This is a genomic window from Clostridium cavendishii DSM 21758 (assembly GCF_900141845.1).
Lineage (GTDB): Bacteria > Bacillota > Clostridia > Clostridiales > Clostridiaceae > Clostridium_AG > Clostridium_AG cavendishii.
In genome coordinates this window covers 1-21,315 of sequence record NZ_FQZB01000028.1, presented here as the reverse complement: position 1 = coordinate 21,315, position 21,315 = coordinate 1, and the positions used below count along the sequence as shown (strand labels likewise).

Below are 21,315 nucleotides of genomic sequence, written 5' to 3'. Positions count from 1 at the left end.
TAGTATATAGAAGGAGGATTATATGAGGTTAACTGGTACATTAATAAATTACTATTTTCACTGTAAAAGACAATGTTGGTTATTAGGTAATAGGATAAACTTAGAGGATAATAGTGAAGAGGTAAGAATAGGTAGAGTACTTCATGAGATAAAGGCAGAGGGGAATAGGCAAGCAGAAATAACAATAGATAATGTGAAAATAGATAAAATAACAGGTGAATATTTGGTTGAGATTAAAAAATCTGATGCAGATATAGAAGCTGTAAAATGGCAAGTTTTATTATATCTAAAGGTTTTAAAAAGCAAGGGTATAGATAAAAAGGGGAAAATTCAGTTTTTAGAAAAAAATAAGAAAGACACCAAAACTGAAATTATTGAATTAGATGAGGAAAATGAGAAGAAGTTACAAGAGATAGATTTAGATATAAAAACTTTAATAAATTCACCTAAAGCTCCAGGTGCAGATTTGAAAAAAGGTTGTAAAAAATGTGCGTATTACGAATATTGCTATATATAAGGGAGTTGATAATTTATGGGAAAGACTAAATATATAAGTTCAATTGGGGAACTTACAAGAAAAGATAATTCTATATGTTTTAGGAAAAATAATAAAAATGTATATATTCCGGTAGAAAATACATCAGAAATATTTTGTTTGAATGAGGTATCTTTAAATACAAAATTATTAGATTTTCTTTCAAAAGCTAATATAGTAGTTCATTTCTTTAATTATTATGGAGGATATAGTGGTACATTTTATCCTAAAGAGTATTTAGTTAGTGGAAAAGTTACTATAAAACAGGCTCAAACCTTTGTGGACAAAAGAGAAATTATAGCTAAGGCCATTGTAAATGGAATAAGGGAGAACATAATAGAAACATTAATGCATTATTATAAGCATGGAAAAAGTGAAGTTAAGGATGCATTAAGTTATCTAAAAAAAGATTCTGTATATGCTCTTAATGAAGCTAAGGGGATTAAACAAATACTTTCTGTTGAAGGTGAAATTTGGCAACAGTTTTATTCAACATTTAAATATATTCTAAGAGAAGATTTTGTTTTTAATAAGCGGGTCAAAAGACCACCAGATAATCCTTTAAATGCTATGATATCTTTTGGTAATAGTATATTATACGCTAAAACTGTAACTGCCATATATAATACTCATTTAAATCAAAGTATAAGTTTTTTACATGAACCAAGTGAAGGGAGATTTTCATTAAGTCTTGACTTGAGCGAAGTCTTTAAACCTATTATAACTTTTAAAACAATATTTGATTTAGTTAATAATAGAAAGATAAATGTTCAAAAGCATTTTGATAGTAAACTTAACTATTGCATTTTAAATGAAGAGGGCAAGAAAATATTTGTACAAGCTATAGAAGAAAGACTTCAATCTGTAATTGAACATCCAAAATTAAAAAGGCGAATTTCAATGAATACAGCTATAAAATTAGATGGATACAAGCTTATAAAATCAATAATGGAAGAAAAAGAATTTAAACCTTATTCTTTAAAGGATGGAATGTAAGATGGCTAAAAAAGATGACAAAATAAAATATAATTATGCCTTTTTGTTTTATGATGTAAAAGAAAATAGGGTAAATAGAGTATTTAAAGTATGTAAAAAGTATTTGTCACATTTTCAAAAGTCAGTATTTAGAGGCGAAATAACACCATCAAGTATGATGAGTTTAAAGAAGGATTTAAAAAAAGTAATTGATGAAAATGAAGATTTTATCTGCATAATAAAACTTATGAATGGAAATGTTTTTGGAGAAGAAGTAATGGGTGTTGGAAATGATAATGGAGAAAGTTTGGTTCTATAATTTTATCCCAAGTGGAAATTATATTAATTAAGTTGAAATTAAGACAAATACTGTATTTAGAAAGAATTTTATATTATAATAAATACTATCTAAATAGCTTGGGATAAAATTCTTCAAAGTATTAGTTTTTAATGCATTTAGAGTAGTTTATTCTTTAAAGAATGGCTATTTTAAAGTAGATTAACAATAACAAGAGTTGTATTTAAATAAAACCACCTTATTAATATTTTCTTGATTTTCTTGATTAACAATAACAAGAGTTGTATTTAAATAGAATTGTAATTTGTCATTCAAATCATGATTGGCTGATTAACAATAACAAGAGTTGTATTTAAATTGGTTTATTATATGGATTGAAATGTGAGAATAATGAGATTAACAATAACAAGAGTTGTATTTAAATATAAGTATATAGTTGGTGAATATAGTAACAAGAGAAAGATTAACAATAACAAGAGTTGTATTTAAATCTACCTGAATACTGAGTTATATAATAAGTATAATTTGATTAACAATAACAAGAGTTGTATTTAAATAAATAGGGTTCTTGACTTAATTACAACTAGTAGATGGATTAACAATAACAAGAGTTGTATTTAAATCACGAGAGCAAAATGAATTAATTAAAGATTACCATGATTAACAATAACAAGAGTTGTATTTAAATCCCAGATAAAACTTTACCCCATTTACCTAAAATAAGATTAACAATAACAAGAGTTGTATTTAAATTTAATTTGTATAAATCATTTTCCATTTTTATATCCGATTAACAATAACAAGAGTTGTATTTAAATAATTTTTGCCCCTCAATTAAATTCCCATCTTTAGCGATTAACAATAACAAGAGTTGTATTTAAATGCGTTAAGTCCTAAACTTGTAAATGCTTCTGTTGGATTAACAATAACAAGAGTTGTATTTAAATATTTGGAGATTGTGTTTATTCTTTTTAGTGTTTAAAGATTAACAATAACAAGAGTTGTATTTAAATCTTACATTAAAGTCATTAACTTCAAAGCTTCTAGTTGATTAACAATAACAAGAGTTGTATTTAAATAGAGATACATCTAGGCTCTAATATTAAAGATATGGGATTAACAATAACAAGAGTTGTATTTAAATGCGAATATTACAACATGACCTTTTGGTACTGGACCGATTAACAATAACAAGAGTTGTATTTAAATAATAATTTGTACGAGCCTGTGAAAAAAGGTACTTCTTTTGTAATTGACTTTAACAATGCAGGCATTATTTTTTAAAACTTAAATAGTATTTGTTTATATTTCAAATGATAATTTTTATATTTTTTTAATTTTAAATTTTAAGTATATTTAAAGCTAATAAAAAATATATTTTCCTTAAGTACTAAATATAAAGAGGCAATTAAATGTTACGAAAGGAAAAAATATTAAATATTATTTTAGCTATTACTATTGTTATATTTGCAATTTTGTGTATTACTTATATGAATTTTTATAATAGACCTGTTTTAAAAGAAAAAATACGTTTAGAAGCTTATGAAAAAGAGATGGTAAGTGAGGTAAATGAGTTTAGAAGAGAGAATGGTGTAGAGGAATTAGCAGTAGATAATGATGCTAAAATTTTGGCAGATTATAAAATTAATGATATGATAGAGCATAATTATTTTAGTCATAAAAATTTGGATGGGAAATATATATGTGATTTAGCTCCAAGTATGAATGTACATGCTGAAGTGATAGGTGAAAATTTACATTATGCTAAATTTGATAAGAATATTGGGAAGTATAGTAAAGAAGAAATAGTTGAGAGGTTGAGTAAAACCTACACTACCAAGGATATAATGGAGGCGTTTATGAACTCGCCTGGACATAAAGCAAATATCCTAAAGCAGAAGTACAATAGAATATATATTTCAGTTATTTTTTATAAAGATACTATTTATGTCATTCAAATATTTTTGAAAAAATGAATTGGTTTAAAATCTTATTAAAAATATTTATATTTATAGGTCAGGTATTAGAAGGCAAAATGAGGGTATAATTATAAATAAAAATTATTTAAGGTGAGGAGTTATATGGATAATAAAAAGGAAGAATTAGTTGAATTAGTACCCTTAAAGCCTGGTGATATAGAATATTCAAAATTTGATATAGGTATACCTATTATTTTGATATTAGTAAGTACTTTACCAATATGGCTACCGTTAGCTATAATATTACTTTTAAAATGAAGAAAATATAATTTAGTTATAAACAAAACAATAAAGCAAAGGGTTTGATTAGTTGAAATACTTCTTATATTTATAATAAGGAGTATTTCTGAATTTACAATCACTAGTTAATTCATTAGTCAATCGATTTGGAAATGCATCAATCCAACCAGTTTCAATAATCTTAAAAAATTATTTATTATAAAGTATTAAATTACAACAATAGTTGAGAGATTAAGTATATCAAAATAAGATGAATATTTTTAAATGTAGGGGTGAAGATATAAGTATAAAAATACTAATATAAGGAGACAAAAGGATGTTAGAGGAAATTATTGAAATAATTTTTAGAAGTATTTGTACTTATATTATTTTGTTAATACTAGGAAGGATAATAGGGAGAAAACTAATATCAAGGATAACATTTTATGATTTTATAGTTGGAGTTACTATTGGAGCCATTGCAGTAAGAATAGCACTGGGCTCAAAGGAATCACCAATTTTAGCTACAATTTCATTAATTATTATTACTATATTAGTTGTTATTACAGATCATTTAGATATTAAAAGTATTAAATTCAGAAAGATAGTTGATGGTGAGCCTATTATAATTATTAATAATGGAAAGTTATTAGATTACAATGTAAGAAAAGCAAAAATTACTATAAACAAATTAATGATGCAATTGAGAGAAAAGGATATATTTAATATAGATGATGTATTAATTGCGGCTATAGAAAGTGATGGACAATTGACTGTATTAGAAAAGGCAAGTAAGCAAGCAGTAACTACTAGTGATTTAAATATTTCAAAACCTGAGACTGGTCTAATAACTGACATAATTATTGATGGAAAAATAATGTATGATAATTTGAAAGCTACTAATCATGATGAAAACTGGGTTATAGGACAATTAAAAAATAATAACATTTCTTATGTAGAGGATGTTTTTTATGCTGGAGTGAATTTAACAGGAAAATTATATGTTTCAACAAAAACAAAGTAAAGGTTGATTAACTTAATATCTAAAAATATTATAGCATATCAAAATTGTTTAAATAGAATATTTGATATATAGTCTATTACTAAGGAGAGTTAGTCTTATCTAAAATTTAAATGTATTTAAGCTGTAAGAAAGTTTATATAAATTCAAATTTTTAATGTTGACAATAATATTGAATTTTTATATAATTTAAAAAATTAATATTTTAGATTGAAATTTCGTATAACCCCAATGATATGGTTTGGGGGTCTCTACTAGGAACCAATAATTCCTAATTACGAAGAAAATATATATTTAGGTATATATTTTCTTTGTGATTAGGAATTTTTTTATATAAAAATATAGATTTAGGAGGATATTATGAATTTTTTAAATTTACCTAAAATTGAACTTCACTGTCATTTAGATGGAAGTGTTAGACCAGAAACAATAATTGATATAGCAAAAAAGGAGGAAATAGATATTCCGTCTTTTGATAGAGAGATAATTAAAAATGAGGTTACTGCTCCATTAGAGTGTACTTCTCTTAATGAATATTTAAAAGCATTTGCTATTCCGAATTTAGTAATGCAATCAAAAGAAAGCTTAAGAAGAATTGCTTTTGAACTTTTTGAAGATGCCGCAAAGGAAAATGTTAAATATATGGAAGTAAGGTTTGCTCCTGTGCTTCATACAGTAAAAGGGCTAAAAATAGAGGAAATAATACAGAGTGTTATAGAAGGAATTAAAGATGCAGAAGAAAAGTATGATATAAATGGAAATGTGATACTATCATGTATGAGAAATATGTCTGCAGATAAAGCTTTGGAAGTAGTTGAAAAAGGTAAGAAATTCTTAGGAAGAGGAGTTGTTGCAGTAGATTTGTGCGCAGCAGAAGAAGAAGGTTTCTGTAGAAAATTTGTAGAGCCAATAAAAGTTGCTAGAGAATATGGTTACAGAGTAACTATTCATGCAGGAGAAACTGGAATAGGTAAAAATGTGCTAGAAGCAGTGGAACTTTTAGGAGCTGAAAGAATAGGACATGGGGTATTTATAAGAGATTGTAAAGAGGCTTATGAAATTGTTAGAGAGAAAAATATTACTCTTGAAATGTGTCCAACGAGTAATGTTCAAACAAAGGCAGTTAATAGTTTTAATAGTCATCCCATTTATGATTTTCATAAGGATGGAATCAACGTTACTGTAAATACAGACAATAGAATAGTATCAGATACAACTATGACAAAGGAATTTGATATAGTAAAAAAAGAGTTTAATATTAGTTTTGAAGATTATAAACAAATTTATCTTAATAGTGTTGAAGCAAGTTTTACTGATGAAAAAACAAAAGAAAATTTAAGAAAATTAGTTTAAAAAGAGAATATGTATTTGTATAACTCCTTCCAAATTGGCTTTTATATTAATAAAAGTCTAAGTTGGAAGGAACTTTTTTATAAATTATAATAAGATTGAGGAATAAAGTAATTAATAATTAAAATATTTTTAAATTTTTGATTAGAGTTAAAAGTATATAAAATTATGGGTAATATTTACTAGATATAAATAATATGGTAAAATAGAAGAAATAAATAATTAGTTAGGAATTAAAAGGAGCTATAATTAGATAAAGATATCACTAAAGAAATATTTAATAAAACCAGCAAATTTTAATATGCCAGAACTAGAATTAAAAATACTTATAGGGGTAAATGAAGAATGAAAAATATATTAAAGATTCTTACACTATTTTTGATATTAGGAATAGTGTTTCAAGGGTGTACAGATTTAGAAAGCAGCAAGAGAGAAGCAAAACATAAAGCTACTTCTGATAAAGCGGTACAAAGAGTTGGGGAAACTAATTATGGTTTTGTAGATATACCTTCTGATTGGAAAAAGTTCAAAGATATTGATATATCTACACCAATTATTCAGTATAGCGATAAGGAAGGTAAATCTATTATTACCTTAAATATGTGGGAAAAGAAGGGACAGGATACTAAAACTGTTGCAAGTAGTTTATTTAAGAAAATAGAGTCCGAAGGTGCTGAAAATGTAAAAGGGGCTACTGTTAAGATAGGAGATAATGAAGCATTACAAGTTTATGGAGTATATCCAAAGGATGGAGTAATGATAGTTATGTGGATTTTTGAAAAAGACGATGGATATATACATTATGTTTCTGTTGAAGGGTCAAAAGATGAGATTATGGAAATTGTAGAGAGAACTGAAAAGTCATTTTCTTTAGAAAAATAATGAATTTGATATGATAGATTAATAAAACTAAAATTAAAATGAAAATTTAATAAGTTTTAAACACATTTATTTACATTTGAATGTTTTAGTGTTATAATATTTAAAAATTGGGTAGAGGCGCTTTGAGAATAGTAATTAGTTTTAGTAGGCATACAGTGAGAACTAATGAAAGGGTAAAAAGCCGAAAGAGGAGAGAAGGTATTCAATTCTCTTGGATATGTATAGAATATATACATAACTGTCATGAAAATGGAGAGCTACTAAATTTATATATATAATTGTTAAAAGTATGATTATATACTAAAATAGTATCATTCTACCCATAAAGAGAGTATCTTTATGGGATTTTTTATACCCATAGAAGTATAAAGGAGAGAAGTGTAAAATGTTAAATGGAGTTTATGTACCACTAATTACCCCTTTCAAGGATGGCGAGGTTGACTATGAAGGCTATAAAAAATTAGTTGAGCATTATATTAATGAAGGAGTTCAAGGGATTACACCTTTAGCGACAACAGGAGAGAGTGCGGTTTTATCAGATTATGAATACGACAAATTATTAAATCTTACATCAGAAGTTAATAACCATAGGGTTAAAATTTTTGTTGGACATGGTGGAAATAATACAAGAAAATTAATAGAAAAATTAAGGGTGATTGAAAAGGCTGGAGTTGATGGAATACTATCAGTTTCACCTTATTATTCAAGACCAGATCAAAGAGGTATATTGGAGCATTTTGCAGCTATTGCTGATAGTACAGCTTTAGATATAGTTTTATATAACATACCTTACAGAACGGGAAGAAATATGGAAAATAGTACTATATTAAAATTGGCAGAGAAGAAAAATATTATAGGGATAAAAGATTCTTGTGGAAGTTCAGATCAGAGTATAAATCTTCTTATGAATAGACCTGATGATTTTTCTATACTTACTGGTGAGGATGTATTTTTCTTTTCAAATTTAGCTTTAGGTGGGCAAGGTGGTGTAATGGCATCAGCTCATTTAAATACCAAGAAGTATTTAGAGGTGTATAACTTAATTAATACAGGAGACCTTAATAAGGCGTTAAATATTTGGAGGGAAATATACCCTAATATACCTCTATTATTTAAAGAACCAAATCCAGCACCACTTAAGTATGTATTAAATAGTCAAGGATTAATAGATAGTGAGGAAGTAAGGCTTCCATTAGTAATAGCATCAAAGGAACTTAGAGAAGAATTAAAGTTGATAATTAAATAATTGAAAGTAAGGTATTCCTACTGATTCAATAGGAATACCTTATTTTTTAGAAAAACTCTTTTATAGGAGTAAAGTTATGTTAAGCAAGTCAAAGATTTAAATATTCACTTAGAAGGAGTTTATATACTCTTTATTTTTTCTTTTTAAAATTTTTAGCTTTAGAAGGAGTTTTTGATTTTTTAGCATATTCTTTTTTATTAAAGTCAGTTTTTTTGGTAGTAGTTTCCTTTTTAAAAGAAGCTTTCTTTTTAGGAGTTGAGGCTTTTACAGTATTTTTAGCTACTGAATAACCGAATTTTCCTATAGCGTCCTGTGGCATTTTGAAGTATTCTCCATGACAATAAGTTATTAAATCAGCTTGTTCTAAATGTATTTTACCTTTTTCGTCAATAAGAGATTCATCTACATAAGAGCCTATAACATCAGCAAGGATTAAATCGTGAGTACCTAGTGGAATTATAGAATGAACCTTACATTCTATATTAACAGGACATTCATTTATATATGGAACAGAAACATTGTCTGAGTCAGTTAAAGAAAAATTCATTTCTTTAATTTTATCTTCTTTTTTACCAGAACGAACTCCGCAGTAATCAACCTTTTTTGTAAGATTTGCTGAAGGCATATTAACTACAAATTCCATAGTTTCTTTTATATATTCATAACTAAGTCTTTCAGGTCTTACAGATATTGAAAGCATAGGAGGCTTTGTGTTGATTGTACCTGCCCAAGCTACAGTGAATACATTAGTTTTTCCTTCTTTATTTTTAGTAGTTATAAGTACCACAGGTACTGGATTTAGTATTACACTGCCTTTAAATTTAGTTTTAGCCATAATTATTCCCCCGAATTCTTTAGTAATATTTTTGTTTAATACTTAATAAAGTATAAAATTATTTTTAGTATAAATCAAGTGATAGGAAGTGTTTTAATTGAAAGCTTAGAGGCTTTTATCATTAATTTCTAAAAGTTTTGTAGCATTGCTTATTTGGTAACTAATTATATAATTCCTGTGAAATTTGTAGAGATATATTAAGATGATAAAAAGTATTATATATAAGATTTGAAGTATAAAATTAAATAAGTGAAGGTAAATAACTTACCTTCACTTAAAATTTAAAATATACCTTTTTTTCTTCTTCCTTTACTTCTTTTACCTTTATTAATTGAGGATATTATAAATAATACTAAAGCAATAGCTAAAATAATAACAGCCAATACTATAAAGTATAAAATTATATTTGAAGTTATTAACTTAGAAGTATTTATATCAGCTTTAACATTGTAGCTTTTTGAATAAGCTCTTTCTTTTACATCAAGTTTAATTTTATCTGAATTTTTAGCAAGAGTCCAAGCATCTAAATCCTTACTATTGTTGTTTAAGTTAACGGTCCTAGTAGTTTCTTTATCATTTATTTCATTTTTATAATAAGTAACATCTTCTTCAAGAGTTAAAGGAACTTCTATAGTTTTAGTTGGTCCAAAGAATTTTAGTGGTTTGTATTCAAGTTTAAGCTTCTCAAGTTCAGTGCCCTTCTTTAAATCGACAACTCTTTTAGCACCATAACTATAATCCATCATTTTTTCCATATCTTTAAAGTAAATGTCATCATTTGCACCAGAGTCAGATTTAAATACAACGCCTACCATTTTTCTGCCATCTCTTTCGTAAATAGAAACTAAGCATTTACCTGCTGGAGTTGTAAAACCTGTTTTACCACCTATATTGCCGTTTTTACCTAAGAATTTATTTCTGTTTTCAATTTTAATTGTTTTTCCATTACTAATAGCTATAGTTGCATCTTTTGTTCCCATAGTTTCCCTAACCCAATCATTATGGAAAGCCTCTTTAGCTATAATCGACATATCATAAGCCGTAGTATAGTGCTCAGGACTATGAAGACCATTTACGGTAGCAAAGTGAGTATTTTTAAGGTGTAAATCAGCCACTTTTTTATTCATTGCATCGATAAAAGAAGACTCACTACCACTTACAGCATCTGCAATCATGCAAGCAGAGTCATTAGCAGAGAATAAAAGTAGAGCTTTCATTACATCATCACCGGTCATAGTATCTCCAGGTTTTATAGCCTTAAAGTTTACATACAATGAAGCATCTGGTTGGTTTTTACCACTTTCTGGGTATGATATAACGTCAGTCTTTTGCTTGTTTTCAGCAAATAAAAGAGCTGTAAGTACTTTTGTTGTACTAGCTGGATAAGCTTTTTCATCTATACCCTTAGTATATATAAGCTCACCTGTTTCATAATCTATAGATACTGCATATTTAGCAGCTAATGTTGGCTTAGTAGTTGTTTCAGCAGCTTTAGCAGTAGTAGTTGCTAAAGGACTGATAAGTGTAAGTCCAATTGTAAAAATCAATGATGTTAAAATTCTTTTGCGTATCAATGTTCATCTCTCCCATATAAATAATTTATAAATATTTCAAAACATTTTAAGTATAACATTAATAAGATATAATAACAATAAAAGTAATAAAAATGTAAAAAATACGGGGGTGTTTTTTTGATTAAAGACATAGAAAATATATTTAAAGGTAGAAAAGGGAAAATTTTAGGAAGTTATAAAAAGGCAGCTGTGCTAATACCTATTTATATCGAAAATGGTGAAACATATATATTATTTGAAAAAAGGGCTTTAAATTTAAGAACTCAACCTGGAGATATATGTTTTCCTGGTGGGAAAATAGAAGATAATGAAACTAGATCTGAATGTGCTATAAGGGAAACGGTTGAAGAGCTTAATATAGGAGAAGAGTATGTAGAAATTATAGGAGAGATGGATTATCTTATAACTCATGGGAATTTAATCATGTATGTATTAGTAGGAAGGGTAACTAAATTTCCTACAGATGTGAATAAAGATGAGGTTCATAGTGTGCTTAAAGTTCCAATAAACTTTTTTAAGGAGCATAAGCCTATAGAGTATGAAATGGAGGTTGGTCCAAACCTAAAGGAGGATTTTCCTTATGATCTTATAAGGGGAGGAAAGAATTATAAATTTTCGAAATCTTATGTGCCACAGTATTTTTATAAATATAAAGAAGAGATAATATGGGGGAATACAGCAAGAATTATTACGGAGTTTATGAAATTATTAAGTTAAAAATTAATATTATCTTTTAGTTTAAGTTGCGGATATATATGTTTTATATTTAAGAACTTAATATTTAAGTTCTTAAATATTTTAAGTGTATTTTTATAAAATTTAAAAAAAGACAAGATGTATAATGTTTTTAAACCAATATTGTATTACATGAATTCTATAAGGAAAGGGTATATGTTTGAATTTTGTGTCATTTTTAAGTGAGAAAAATATATAATGATAGTTCATATAGAGTAGATTTATAATTATGAGAATAGGTGCATCAATGGTTTTTTCATATTGATGCACCTAAAGCTTTCATCTAACAGTACCTTTACCTGAGTCACAAATATCAATAAGTTCTTCAGGATAAGGCTCTAGAAGAGTTTGAGATAGAAGATAGTCATTATTAAATCTTATAGCATAGCTTTTTAATAAATTTATAATAACGCTTTGAGGGATTTTACCCACTCTAAACTTTTCAATCAATTCATTAAAGAAATTTTTTTCTTTAGAGTTTAGTTCCTTATCAAAATAACCTAAAGCATGGTTAAAAACATTTATAACTGAAGTATATCTTGGAAGTTTTAAAAACTGATTGCATAATTCTTTGTAGTACTCTTTAAAAACTTCATCGATATTTAAGCTTAGACGGTTAGCAGCTATATTACCAAGTTTTTTAAGTCCTGTTTGGTTATATGCCATAAATAGTAATTTGTTTTTAGCATGAAATTCTAAAAGGGAACTTATTTTATTAGTAGAATATACAGTTTTAAATTCAGCAAGAGTAAATATTCTAGTTAAGAAATGTTCACGAATTAAAAAATTATTAATTCTGCCTTCATCTTCTATTGGAAGACTTGAAAAACTGTCACAAAGTTTACCACCAAATATTCCACTACCTTTACTAGATGCAGAACCTTTTTTATCACTATAATAAATTTTAATATCTTTTATGCCACAAGATGGAGAATGACTTTTTAAAAGTGCACCATCTATATCTTTTTGTTTCAACTTGCAAATAATATCATCTGCAAGTTCTGTCATTTGTTTTGTATAATCTTTATTAAGCTTAGGTGATATAAGATGTATAGAATTATTTTGTGACATAAGACGTATAGCCTCTCTTGGAGTCTCAAGTCCAATATCTTGTTCGGGACAAACCTCTATAATATTTATGTAGGGAAGTAGGGTTTTAAATGTATCAGAGGTAGCACTTGAACCATCATATCTACATTTATGATCATTTAAGCATTTTGAGATTAATAAAGTTGGTTTGGGCCATTCCTTCATAATATACACCTCTTTTAAAAGAATATTATTTATTAATAAAGTGTGATTTTATTTTAGAATTTATTCCTGAGATAAATGGAAGTTCTATTTCTGTAAGAATAATTGATACAAATATAAAGCAAAACCCTATTATTGTTTTAGTAGTTATTGCTTCGTTAATAAATATACTTGCAAATATTGTTCCAAATAATGATTCTGTAGATAGAATTAAAGCTGCATGGGTTGATTTGGTATAGCGTTGAGCTATATTTTGTATTAAAAAGGCTAGAATAGTTGCAAAAATAGCTATGTATAATAATTGCCATATTGAATCATTAGAAGGTATAAGCTTTGGATAGCCGTTAAATAAATTAAAAATGAAAGCTAAAATTGCGTTTGTAGCAAACTGTATAATAGTTAAGAGTATAGGGTCAGCATCTTTAGTAAAAGGACCTAAAAAAGCTATTTGAAGCGCAAAGAATATGGCACATAAAATAGTTAAGAAATCACCTAGATTAATAGATATAATACCATTATTTAATGTTAAAATACCTATTCCTGTTATACATAATATACAAGCTATAAATAAGGAGAAATTTGGTTTTTCTTTATGGATAAACCAATATAGAAAAGGAACAATTATAACATAAATAGCAGTTAAAAAAGCATTGTTACTTACAGTAGTATAAACTAGTCCTACAGTTTGAAAAGCAAACCCAGCAAATAAAAATACTCCAAGAATTATTCCTTGTTTTAAGATTTTCAAATTTAGAAGTTTATACTTTTTATGAAATATTATAGATAGAAATATAAAGCCTATTATAAACCTAAAAAATAACATATAAAAAGGACTAACAAGTGATAAAACATTTTTACACAAAGTAAAGCTAAATCCCCATAATATTGCTACAAGTAGTAATGAAGCATCTGCAATAAAAGTTTTATTTTTCAAAAAATCAACTCCTTATAATATCTTGTGTGTTAGACCACCAAGATAAGTATTTATAATAATTTCCTTAATAATTATAACAGACTTTATGCAAAATATCATAAAAATACACTAGGGCAAAGTAAATGGCAGTATACTTTACTCTAGTGTATTTTTTATCTAAGCATTAAAGGGGTCAGCTATAATGCTTATGGGGGATTAAATCGCAATATTTACCAAGGTTTCGTTAACATAAATATTATATAATGTATTTTTTATATCAAGAAGACTTAAATCTTCTAATATACAATTTGCCACTAACTCTTTAGATTTATCATAAAGTCTGAAAAGCTCTCTTGCAGAATTTTCATTATGGTAAACTCTCCAATACCCAGAACATAGGAAGTTTTTATTATTATTCATGAATTCAATAACATCTTCTAGGGGAAAGCCCAAGAAAACTCCAGCTTCATGAGGAAATTCTAAAGCTTCAAATTTAGTTTTTAGACAGCTTAAACATTTTTCTAAAGAAAAATCTTGTCCGTAACCAAGTTTACATAAAAACTGTTTATTTTTATTAATATATATATATTTTTCAAGTTGTGACTTATTATAAACTAGAATTACAATACCTTTAGGAGAAGTTTTCATGATTTTATAGTTCAAATCAAGACTTTTGATAAACTCATCTCCATATTCTAAAAATCTAGAACATAATTTTCTTTTTTCATCATTTAGTGTAATTGTAGATGAAGGTTTTATGCCTGTTAGTACAGGAGCTATTAAATAAGTAACAAGTCTTTTCATATATTCTGTATCATTTAGATCATTTAGTTTATCAAAAAATCTTATCATAAAAATCCTCCTTAGTTATTTTTGAAATTTACTTTATTAGCTTTTCCTTTTTCCTTGTATTACATGTATTAAGCTAAATAAATAAAATAATTTTTCTATTTATTTAACTAAATTTTTACCATAATTAATACATAAATCGGAATCAGCACCTTCAGGCATACCGTTTATTATTAAGCCATCATCTAAAACGTCTGCACCACAGTTATTCATTCTTTCTACCCAATTTTCCATCCATTCACCTGTACCCCATCCGTAAGATCCAAATAAGCCAAGTTTTTTTCCTGATACTAAGGATTCAATAGATTCTACAAAAGGTTCCATTTCACTTTCTTCTATAACTTCAACACCCATAGATGGTGATCCAAGTGCAACCACGTCAGCATTTTTGAAATCTTCTATAGTAGCTTTGTCAACTGTTAAAATATTTACTTTAGCACCCGCATTAATAGCACCTTGCTCTATTAATTTTGCCATTTCTTCTGTATTACCTGTACCACTCCAATAAATTATTGCTAAATTTTTCATAAATTTACCTCCTAATAGTTTTTTAAAAAATAACTTGATAATCATTCTCAATTAATATTATAATGGTATAGAAAAATTAGTTTTTAGAAATCTACCTATTTTTTTATAAAAAATAAGAAAGGCGAGAAGTTTTATGATAAATTCAAAACAAAATCAACAATTTTTAGTAGAGGATTTAATAAGGGAGAAGTTAAGAAGTGGACAAATTGATAAAGTATTAGAGATTTATGAAAAATCTTATAGGGTATGTCTATTTAATGATTTAATAGAGGTTGATGCTAGAGATGCTTTAAAAAGAAATATTATTATATTAATGGTTGCAACTTCTAGGGGACTATTAGATGAAGAAAAAACTTGTAATAGTTTAAGGATTACATGTAGTTTGTATCTAGAAAAATTAAATAAAGTGGAGAAATTTATAAATATATATGAGTTAGGAAAGGAATATTTAATAGAAATAGATAAAATTTTAAGAAAAAATAATTATAGTTGCAAGAATTTTGTGGTTAGAAAAGTTATGACATATATAAAAGAAAATTTGCAAGAAGATTTAAGTTTAGATTTATTATCAAAGCAAGTGCACTTATCTAAAAATTATTTATCAACTTTATTTGTAGAAGCTACTGGAGAAAAAATAACTTCTTATATAAACAATCAAAGGCTTAAAAAAAGTAAAGAGTTACTTAAAGAAGGAGATTATTCTTTAGCATATGTTTCAGATCTTTGTGGATTTAAAAATCAAAGTTATTTTTCTATGGTTTTTAAAGAACGTGAAAGAATCTCCCCATCTATTTATAGAAAGCTGAATAAAAGGTGATATCAGATAATAACAGGTGAGATGAATAAATTTTTAACAAAAGAACTTGAAAATCAATTTCAATTGTGATAGTATTATATTGTGATAATGATATTTGTTATCAAATGAGTAAACTTTTGCTATAAATAAATTGAATGCAAGTAATATAAATATAATAATTTAGATTGTTAAAAAATTATATTTGAGGAGGAGATAATATGACATTGTCAATGGCTAAGGCTGGAGAAAAAAATTATATTAAAAAGATAACAGGTAGAGATAATACTCGTCAGTTTCTTGAAAGATTAGGCTTTGTAGAAGGTGAAGGCGTTATTGTTATATCAGAACTTGCTGGTAATTTGATAATAAATGTAAAAGATACAAGAATTGCTATAGATAAAAGTATGGCTAACAGAATTATTGTTTAGGGAGGCATTAAATTATGACAACATTAAAAGATATTAAGTGTGGAGAAAAAGCAACAGTAGTAAAACTTCATGGGGAGGGAGCTGTAAAAAGAAGGATTATGGATATGGGAATAACTAAAGGGGTTGAAGTTTTTGTTCGTAAGCTTGCACCACTTGGAGATCCAATAGAAGTAAATGTTAGAAATTATGAACTAACAATCCGTAAAGCAGATGCTCAAATGATAGAAGTAGAATAAATGAAGCTTAGATTCGTTTTAAGGGGGAAAATAAAGAATGGAAAATATTAAAATAGCTCTAGCAGGTAATCCTAATAGCGGTAAAACTACTATGTTTAATTACTTAACTGGTAGTTCACAATACGTAGGTAATTGGCCAGGAGTAACTGTAGAGAAAAAAGAAGGAAAATTAAGAGAACATAAGGGGATAAAGGTTATAGATTTACCGGGTATTTATTCGCTTTCACCATATACATTAGAAGAGGTTGTAACAAGAAATTATCTTCTTAATGAAACACCAGATGTTATTATAAATATAGTAGATAGTACTAATATTGAAAGAAATTTATATTTAACAACTCAGCTTTTAGAGCTTGGAATTCCTGTTGTGATAGCACTTAACATGGTTGATATACTTAGAAAAAATGGAGACTCTGTAGATATGCAAAAGTTAAGCAAGCATATGGGATGTACTATAATAGAGACTTCAGCTTTAAAAGGTGAGGGGTGTAAAGAAGTAGTAAACAAAGCTGTAGAATTAGCTAAAGCACATATTAAAGTAGTACCACAACATACTTTTTCAGAAGAGGTTGAAAAAACATTAACTTCTATTGAGAAAGAAATTCAAAATCAAATTAGTAAAGAACACTTACGTTGGTATGCTATAAAGTTATTTGAGAATGATGAAAAAGTTATTGATGAAGTGAATCTTTCAAATGAAGCTAAGGAAAAAATAAAGACTATAATAACTGAATGTGAAGATAACTTAGATGATGATGGAGAAAGTATAATAACCAATGAACGTTATACATACATAAGTAAAATAACTAATAAATGCATAGTTAAGAAGAACAAATCTGGATTAACTACTTCTGATAAAATAGATAGAATTGTAACAAATAGAATTTTAGCTTTACCTATATTTGCAGGCATTATGTTTTTAGTTTATTATTTGTCAATTTCTACAATAGGAACTGGTATGACTGACTGGGTAAATGATGTAGTGTTTGGAGATGTAGTTCCTCCAGCTGTAGAAGGATTTTTAAATTCCATAGGAACTGCAGAATGGTTAGTTTCTTTGATAGTTAAAGGTATTATAGCAGGGGTAGGATCTGTACTTGGATTTTTACCACAAATGATGGTATTGTTTTTATGTCTTGCGATTTTAGAAGATTGCGGCTATATGGCACGTATAGCGTTTATAATGGATAGAATTTTCCGTAAATTTGGTCTTTCAGGGAAATCATTTATTCCAATACTTATAGGAACAGGTTGTGGAGTTCCAGGAATAATGGCATCTAGAACTATTGAAAATGAATCTGATAGAAAAATGACTATCATGACTACTACTTTTATACCGTGTTCAGCTAAATTGCCTATAATAGCTTTAATAGCTGGTGCGTTATTTGAGGATTCAGTTTGGGTAGCTCCATCTGCATATTTTATTGGTATAGCAGCGATTATACTTTCAGGAATAATATTAAAGAAAACAAATTCTTTTGCTGGAGAACCTGCTCCATTTGTTATGGAATTACCTAAGTATCATGTTCCAAGTGCAAAAGGTGTACTTATTCATATGTGGGATAGGGCAAAATCATTTATTAGAAAAGCTGGTACTATAATTTTACTTGCTAGTGTTGTTATATGGTTCTTAAGTAGTCTTAACTGGTCTCTTGAAATGGTAGAAACTAAAGATTCTATTTTAGCTACTCTTGGTAATGTTATAGCTCCAATTTTTAGTCCTCTTGGTTGGGGAGACTGGAAAGCTGCTGTAGCTACTATTACAGGATTAATTGCAAAAGAAAATGTAGTTGGTACTTTTGGTGTTTTATATGGATTTGAAGAAGTTGCAGAAAATGGTTCTGAAGTATGGGGTAGTTTACAAGCTTCATTTACTCAATTATCAGCATATTCATTCTTAATATTTAATCTATTATGTGCTCCATGTTTTGCTGCGATAGGTGCAATTAGACGTGAAATGGGAAGTGCTAAGTGGACTTGGATAGCTCTTTTATACCAAACAGGTTTAGCATATGCAGTTGCATTAGTTTTTTATCAATTAGCATTAGTATTTGGTGGAAATGGATTTGGAATCGGTACAGCAGTAGCTATATTATTATTAGTTGGATTTATATATTTACTATTTAGACCATATAAAGCAAAGCCTAATAAAGTAAAAAAAGAAAATTTAGATAAAATTAGCGCATAAGGAGGGGTTAGTATGGCTACATTTATAGTTGGTACAGTAGTCTTTGGAATAATTGCTTTTATAGCATATAAAACATATAAAGATAAAAAAGAAGGTAAATGTTGTAGTAGTGGCTGTTCGGGATGTTCAGGGTCTTGTAAGCCTGATAATACAATAAAATTTAAATAAATAATATTTTAGAATCTATTTCGAGGCATTTATAATAAATGTTTAGAAATAGATTCTTTTTTGTTATGAGGCTTTTTATTGAAAAAATAAAATATGATGGTAAAATAAATATAGAAAACCGTAATTTGTTAAAAGGAGTTTTATTAGGGACGTCTAGATGAAGTTTGATATAAAAATATAAGAAATAAAAAAGTTTATATATGAAGAAAATATATGGAATTTCTGATAAACGATAAACAAATGGAATATAGGGAAAAATTAAGCTATTAAAGAGGGGAAGATGTAAAGTTATGGCTATTATAGGAATAGATTTAGGAACAACAAATAGTTTGGTGGCATACTTAAATGAAGATGGAGCTAAGTTAATACCTAATGTCTTAGGTGAAAATATTACTCCATCAGTAGTAGGAGTAGATGATAATGGTGAAATTTTAGTTGGTAAGGTGGCTAAAGAAAGGTTAATAACACATCCAGGTAGAACTGTTTCAAATTTTAAAAGGTTCATGGGAACAAAGAAAAAATTTAATCTTGGAGACTTAAGCTTTTCTCCAGAGGAATTGTCTTCTTTTATATTATCTTCTTTAAAGGCTGATGCAGAAGCTTTTTTAAAGGAAGATATAACAGAGGCAGTTATAAGCGTACCAGCATATTTTAATGATGCTCAAAGAAAGGCAACTAAAAGGGCAGCAGAATTTGCAGGACTTAAAGTAGAAAGATTAATAAGTGAACCAACAGCAGCAGCTTTAGCATATGGAATTCAAAATGAAGATGAATCTCAGTTTTTAGTTTTTGATTTAGGTGGAGGTACATTTGATATATCTATACTAGAAATGTTCGAAGGGGTTATTGAAGTTAAATCGATAGCTGGAGATAATTATCTAGGAGGAGAAGATTTTAATAATTTATTAGTTAATTATTTTTTAGAAAAAAACAACTTACAATCAGATAAATTAAATAAGAAAGAATTATCACAAATAAATAAGCAAGCTGAAAAGTGCAAAAAAGAGTTGTCATATAAAAATGAATCAACCATGGAAGTTATGCTAAATGAAGAAAAATTAAAGGTAGAGATAACAAAAAATCAATCTGAAGCTATTTTTAATGAGTTAATAGTTAGAATAAAAGCACCAATAGAAAGAGCTTTAAAAGATGCAGAGTTATCGACAAGAGATTTAGATAATATAATACTTATAGGTGGAGCAACAAGAATGCCTATTATAAGAAGTGTTGTAAGCAAAATCTTTAGTAAAATACCATTTTGCAATATAAATCCTGATGAGACAGTTGCCTTAGGGGCTGCTATACAAGGTGGACTTAAAGCAAGAAAGTCAATGTTTAAAGAGGTCATTTTAACAGATGTTTGTCCATTCACATTAGGAGTTGAAGTGGTAGAGTCATTGGAAAATGGTAGTTTTGAAGATGGGTATTTTTTACCTTTAATAGAAAGAAATACTCCTATTCCAGTTAGTAAGGTTGAAAGGTTATATGCGGTTCATAAAAAACAAAGAATAATTAATATAAAAGTTTATCAAGGTGAAAGCCGTAAAGTTTGTAATAATCTTTTTTTAGGAGAGTTAAAATTTGATTTTGGTAGAAGACCAAGGGAAGAAAAAGCAATAGATGTAAGATATACTTATGATATAAATGGTCTTTTAGAGGTTGAAGTTATAGATGCATTAACTAAAAAGAAGGAGAGTATGGTTATTGAAAATAGTCCTGGTAGTCTAACAAAAGAGGAAATAGATGCGATTTTAGAGAACCTAAAGGATTTAAAAATACATCCAAGAGATAGAATGGAGAATAGACTTATATTAGCTCAAGGGGAAAGAATGTATGAAGAATCTTTAGGAGAAAAAAGAAAGTACATATCAGCATTATTGATAAGCTTTGAACAAGCCTTGCAAACACAAGATAATAAAATAATAAGTAAAGCAAGAGAAGAGTTAAAAAATAGACTTAAGGAAATTGAAGAATTTTAAGAGGTACTATTGACCATATTATGTTAAAAGGAGTCTTACTATGGAAATATGGGACATACTAGATTTGGAACCTACTACAAAAACGTCTGACATAAAAAAAGCCTATGCAAAGAAACTTAAAATACATCATCCAGAAGATGATCCAGAAGGATATCAAAGACTTAGAGAGGCTTATGATACAGCAATAAAATATGCTAAGCAATATGCTAAGACGAATAAGGAAGAGAATTATAGAAATAAATTTGATTTAAATAATTATGAGGAATCCAATGTTATTGAACGTATATATGAAGAAAAAATAGATTCTAATAATGAAAATGAACAGAAACT

At 27.6% G+C, this 21,315-nt stretch carries 22 protein-coding genes, 1 pseudogene, 1 CRISPR repeat array and 2 riboswitches; of the genes and pseudogenes, 17 read left to right on the top strand and 6 right to left on the bottom strand.

Features of this window, described 5'->3' with window-relative positions:
• The first annotated feature begins 22 nt into the window (after positions 1 to 22).
• From BUB01_RS21980 to dapA, 9 genes are all read left to right on the top strand, one after another.
• Complete coding sequence (locus tag BUB01_RS21980) at positions 23 to 517, top strand: CRISPR-associated protein Cas4 (RefSeq protein WP_072993734.1); 495 nt, start codon at positions 23 to 25, stop codon at positions 515 to 517.
• Positions 518 to 532: 15 nt separating this feature from the next.
• Positions 533 to 1,531 carry a type I-B CRISPR-associated endonuclease Cas1b gene (cas1b, locus tag BUB01_RS21975; protein ID WP_072993731.1) on the top strand — a complete coding sequence of 333 codons (999 nt, stop codon included), beginning with the start codon at positions 533 to 535 and terminating at the stop codon, positions 1,529 to 1,531.
• 1 nt (position 1,532) lies between these two features.
• Positions 1,533 to 1,829: a CRISPR-associated endonuclease Cas2 gene (gene cas2 / locus BUB01_RS21970; RefSeq protein WP_072993728.1), complete on the top strand. Its 297-nt coding sequence runs from the start codon at positions 1,533 to 1,535 to the stop codon at positions 1,827 to 1,829.
• A gap of 178 nt (positions 1,830 to 2,007) precedes the next feature.
• A CRISPR array of direct repeats spans positions 2,008 to 3,017; the repeat unit is 30 nt; unit sequence GATTAACAATAACAAGAGTTGTATTTAAAT.
• 203 nt (positions 3,018 to 3,220) lie between these two features.
• Complete coding sequence (locus BUB01_RS21965; RefSeq protein WP_072993725.1) at positions 3,221 to 3,784, top strand: CAP domain-containing protein; 564 nt, start codon at positions 3,221 to 3,223, stop codon at positions 3,782 to 3,784.
• A gap of 105 nt (positions 3,785 to 3,889) precedes the next feature.
• The gene (locus BUB01_RS23365) at positions 3,890 to 4,045 is read left to right on the top strand and encodes a hypothetical protein (RefSeq protein ID WP_159433290.1); all 156 of its coding nucleotides are present in this window, start codon (positions 3,890 to 3,892) and stop codon (positions 4,043 to 4,045) included.
• Positions 4,046 to 4,343: 298 nt separating this feature from the next.
• A complete protein-coding gene (locus BUB01_RS21960) occupies positions 4,344 to 5,030 on the top strand; it encodes a DUF421 domain-containing protein (protein WP_072993723.1) in 687 nt (228 codons plus the stop codon).
• A 195-nt stretch (positions 5,031 to 5,225) separates the two neighbouring features.
• Positions 5,226 to 5,325, top strand: a riboswitch (purine riboswitch).
• A gap of 62 nt (positions 5,326 to 5,387) precedes the next feature.
• Positions 5,388 to 6,380, top strand: coding sequence for an adenosine deaminase (gene add / locus BUB01_RS21955; protein ID WP_072993721.1), 993 nt, complete (start codon positions 5,388 to 5,390; stop codon positions 6,378 to 6,380).
• A 342-nt stretch (positions 6,381 to 6,722) separates the two neighbouring features.
• Positions 6,723 to 7,259 (top strand): hypothetical protein, encoded by a 537-nt coding sequence (locus BUB01_RS21950; RefSeq protein WP_072993719.1) that lies wholly within the window; start codon positions 6,723 to 6,725, stop codon positions 7,257 to 7,259.
• Positions 7,260 to 7,363: 104 nt separating this feature from the next.
• Positions 7,364 to 7,527: riboswitch (Lysine riboswitch) on the top strand.
• A 117-nt stretch (positions 7,528 to 7,644) separates the two neighbouring features.
• Positions 7,645 to 8,505 carry a 4-hydroxy-tetrahydrodipicolinate synthase gene (gene dapA, locus BUB01_RS21945; RefSeq protein WP_072993717.1) on the top strand — a complete coding sequence of 287 codons (861 nt, stop codon included), beginning with the start codon at positions 7,645 to 7,647 and terminating at the stop codon, positions 8,503 to 8,505.
• A 130-nt stretch (positions 8,506 to 8,635) separates the two neighbouring features.
• On the opposite strand, the gene BUB01_RS21940 is transcribed toward dapA, so the two are convergent.
• Together BUB01_RS21940 and BUB01_RS21935 are read right to left on the bottom strand one after the other, a co-directional pair.
• Positions 8,636 to 9,340: a flavin reductase family protein gene (locus BUB01_RS21940; RefSeq protein WP_072993715.1), complete on the bottom strand. Its 705-nt coding sequence runs from the start codon at positions 9,338 to 9,340 to the stop codon at positions 8,636 to 8,638.
• A 281-nt stretch (positions 9,341 to 9,621) separates the two neighbouring features.
• Positions 9,622 to 10,914, bottom strand: coding sequence for a D-alanyl-D-alanine carboxypeptidase family protein (locus BUB01_RS21935; RefSeq protein ID WP_072993713.1), 1,293 nt, complete (start codon positions 10,912 to 10,914; stop codon positions 9,622 to 9,624).
• 117 nt (positions 10,915 to 11,031) lie between these two features.
• Here BUB01_RS21935 and BUB01_RS21930 point away from each other — a divergent pair, with 117 nt between their 5' ends.
• Positions 11,032 to 11,631 carry an NUDIX hydrolase gene (locus BUB01_RS21930; protein ID WP_072993711.1) on the top strand — a complete coding sequence of 200 codons (600 nt, stop codon included), beginning with the start codon at positions 11,032 to 11,034 and terminating at the stop codon, positions 11,629 to 11,631.
• Between the two features lie 297 nt (positions 11,632 to 11,928).
• On the opposite strand, the gene BUB01_RS21925 is transcribed toward BUB01_RS21930, so the two are convergent.
• The 4 genes from BUB01_RS21925 to BUB01_RS21910 all read right to left on the bottom strand — a co-directional run bounded on the left by BUB01_RS21925 (position 11,929) and on the right by BUB01_RS21910 (position 15,190).
• Positions 11,929 to 12,903 carry a YbgA family protein gene (locus BUB01_RS21925; RefSeq protein ID WP_072993709.1) on the bottom strand — a complete coding sequence of 325 codons (975 nt, stop codon included), beginning with the start codon at positions 12,901 to 12,903 and terminating at the stop codon, positions 11,929 to 11,931.
• A 25-nt stretch (positions 12,904 to 12,928) separates the two neighbouring features.
• Positions 12,929 to 13,834, bottom strand: coding sequence for a DMT family transporter (locus BUB01_RS21920; protein WP_072993706.1), 906 nt, complete (start codon positions 13,832 to 13,834; stop codon positions 12,929 to 12,931).
• 195 nt (positions 13,835 to 14,029) lie between these two features.
• Complete coding sequence (locus BUB01_RS21915; RefSeq protein WP_072993704.1) at positions 14,030 to 14,665, bottom strand: DUF3793 family protein; 636 nt, start codon at positions 14,663 to 14,665, stop codon at positions 14,030 to 14,032.
• Between the two features lie 99 nt (positions 14,666 to 14,764).
• On the bottom strand, positions 14,765 to 15,190 hold the full coding sequence (locus BUB01_RS21910) for a flavodoxin (RefSeq protein WP_072993701.1): 426 nt from the start codon (positions 15,188 to 15,190) through the stop codon (positions 14,765 to 14,767).
• A 133-nt stretch (positions 15,191 to 15,323) separates the two neighbouring features.
• Between BUB01_RS21910 and BUB01_RS21905 the strand changes: the two genes are divergently transcribed.
• The 7 genes and pseudogenes from BUB01_RS21905 to BUB01_RS23555 all read left to right on the top strand — a co-directional run.
• Complete coding sequence (locus BUB01_RS21905; protein ID WP_072993699.1) at positions 15,324 to 16,007, top strand: helix-turn-helix domain-containing protein; 684 nt, start codon at positions 15,324 to 15,326, stop codon at positions 16,005 to 16,007.
• A 197-nt stretch (positions 16,008 to 16,204) separates the two neighbouring features.
• Positions 16,205 to 16,414: a FeoA family protein gene (locus tag BUB01_RS21900; protein ID WP_072993696.1), complete on the top strand. Its 210-nt coding sequence runs from the start codon at positions 16,205 to 16,207 to the stop codon at positions 16,412 to 16,414.
• A gap of 14 nt (positions 16,415 to 16,428) precedes the next feature.
• The gene (locus BUB01_RS21895) at positions 16,429 to 16,650 is read left to right on the top strand and encodes a FeoA family protein (protein WP_072993693.1); all 222 of its coding nucleotides are present in this window, start codon (positions 16,429 to 16,431) and stop codon (positions 16,648 to 16,650) included.
• Between the two features lie 37 nt (positions 16,651 to 16,687).
• Complete coding sequence (gene feoB, locus BUB01_RS21890; RefSeq protein WP_072993690.1) at positions 16,688 to 18,838, top strand: ferrous iron transport protein B; 2,151 nt, start codon at positions 16,688 to 16,690, stop codon at positions 18,836 to 18,838.
• A 12-nt stretch (positions 18,839 to 18,850) separates the two neighbouring features.
• Entirely contained in the window at positions 18,851 to 19,006 is a 156-nt protein-coding gene (locus tag BUB01_RS21885; protein WP_072993687.1) for a FeoB-associated Cys-rich membrane protein, read from the top strand.
• 290 nt (positions 19,007 to 19,296) lie between these two features.
• Complete coding sequence (locus BUB01_RS21880; protein WP_072993685.1) at positions 19,297 to 20,985, top strand: molecular chaperone HscC; 1,689 nt, start codon at positions 19,297 to 19,299, stop codon at positions 20,983 to 20,985.
• Positions 20,986 to 21,025: 40 nt separating this feature from the next.
• Positions 21,026 to 21,315: pseudogene (locus tag BUB01_RS23555) on the top strand (J domain-containing protein); the annotation flags it as partial.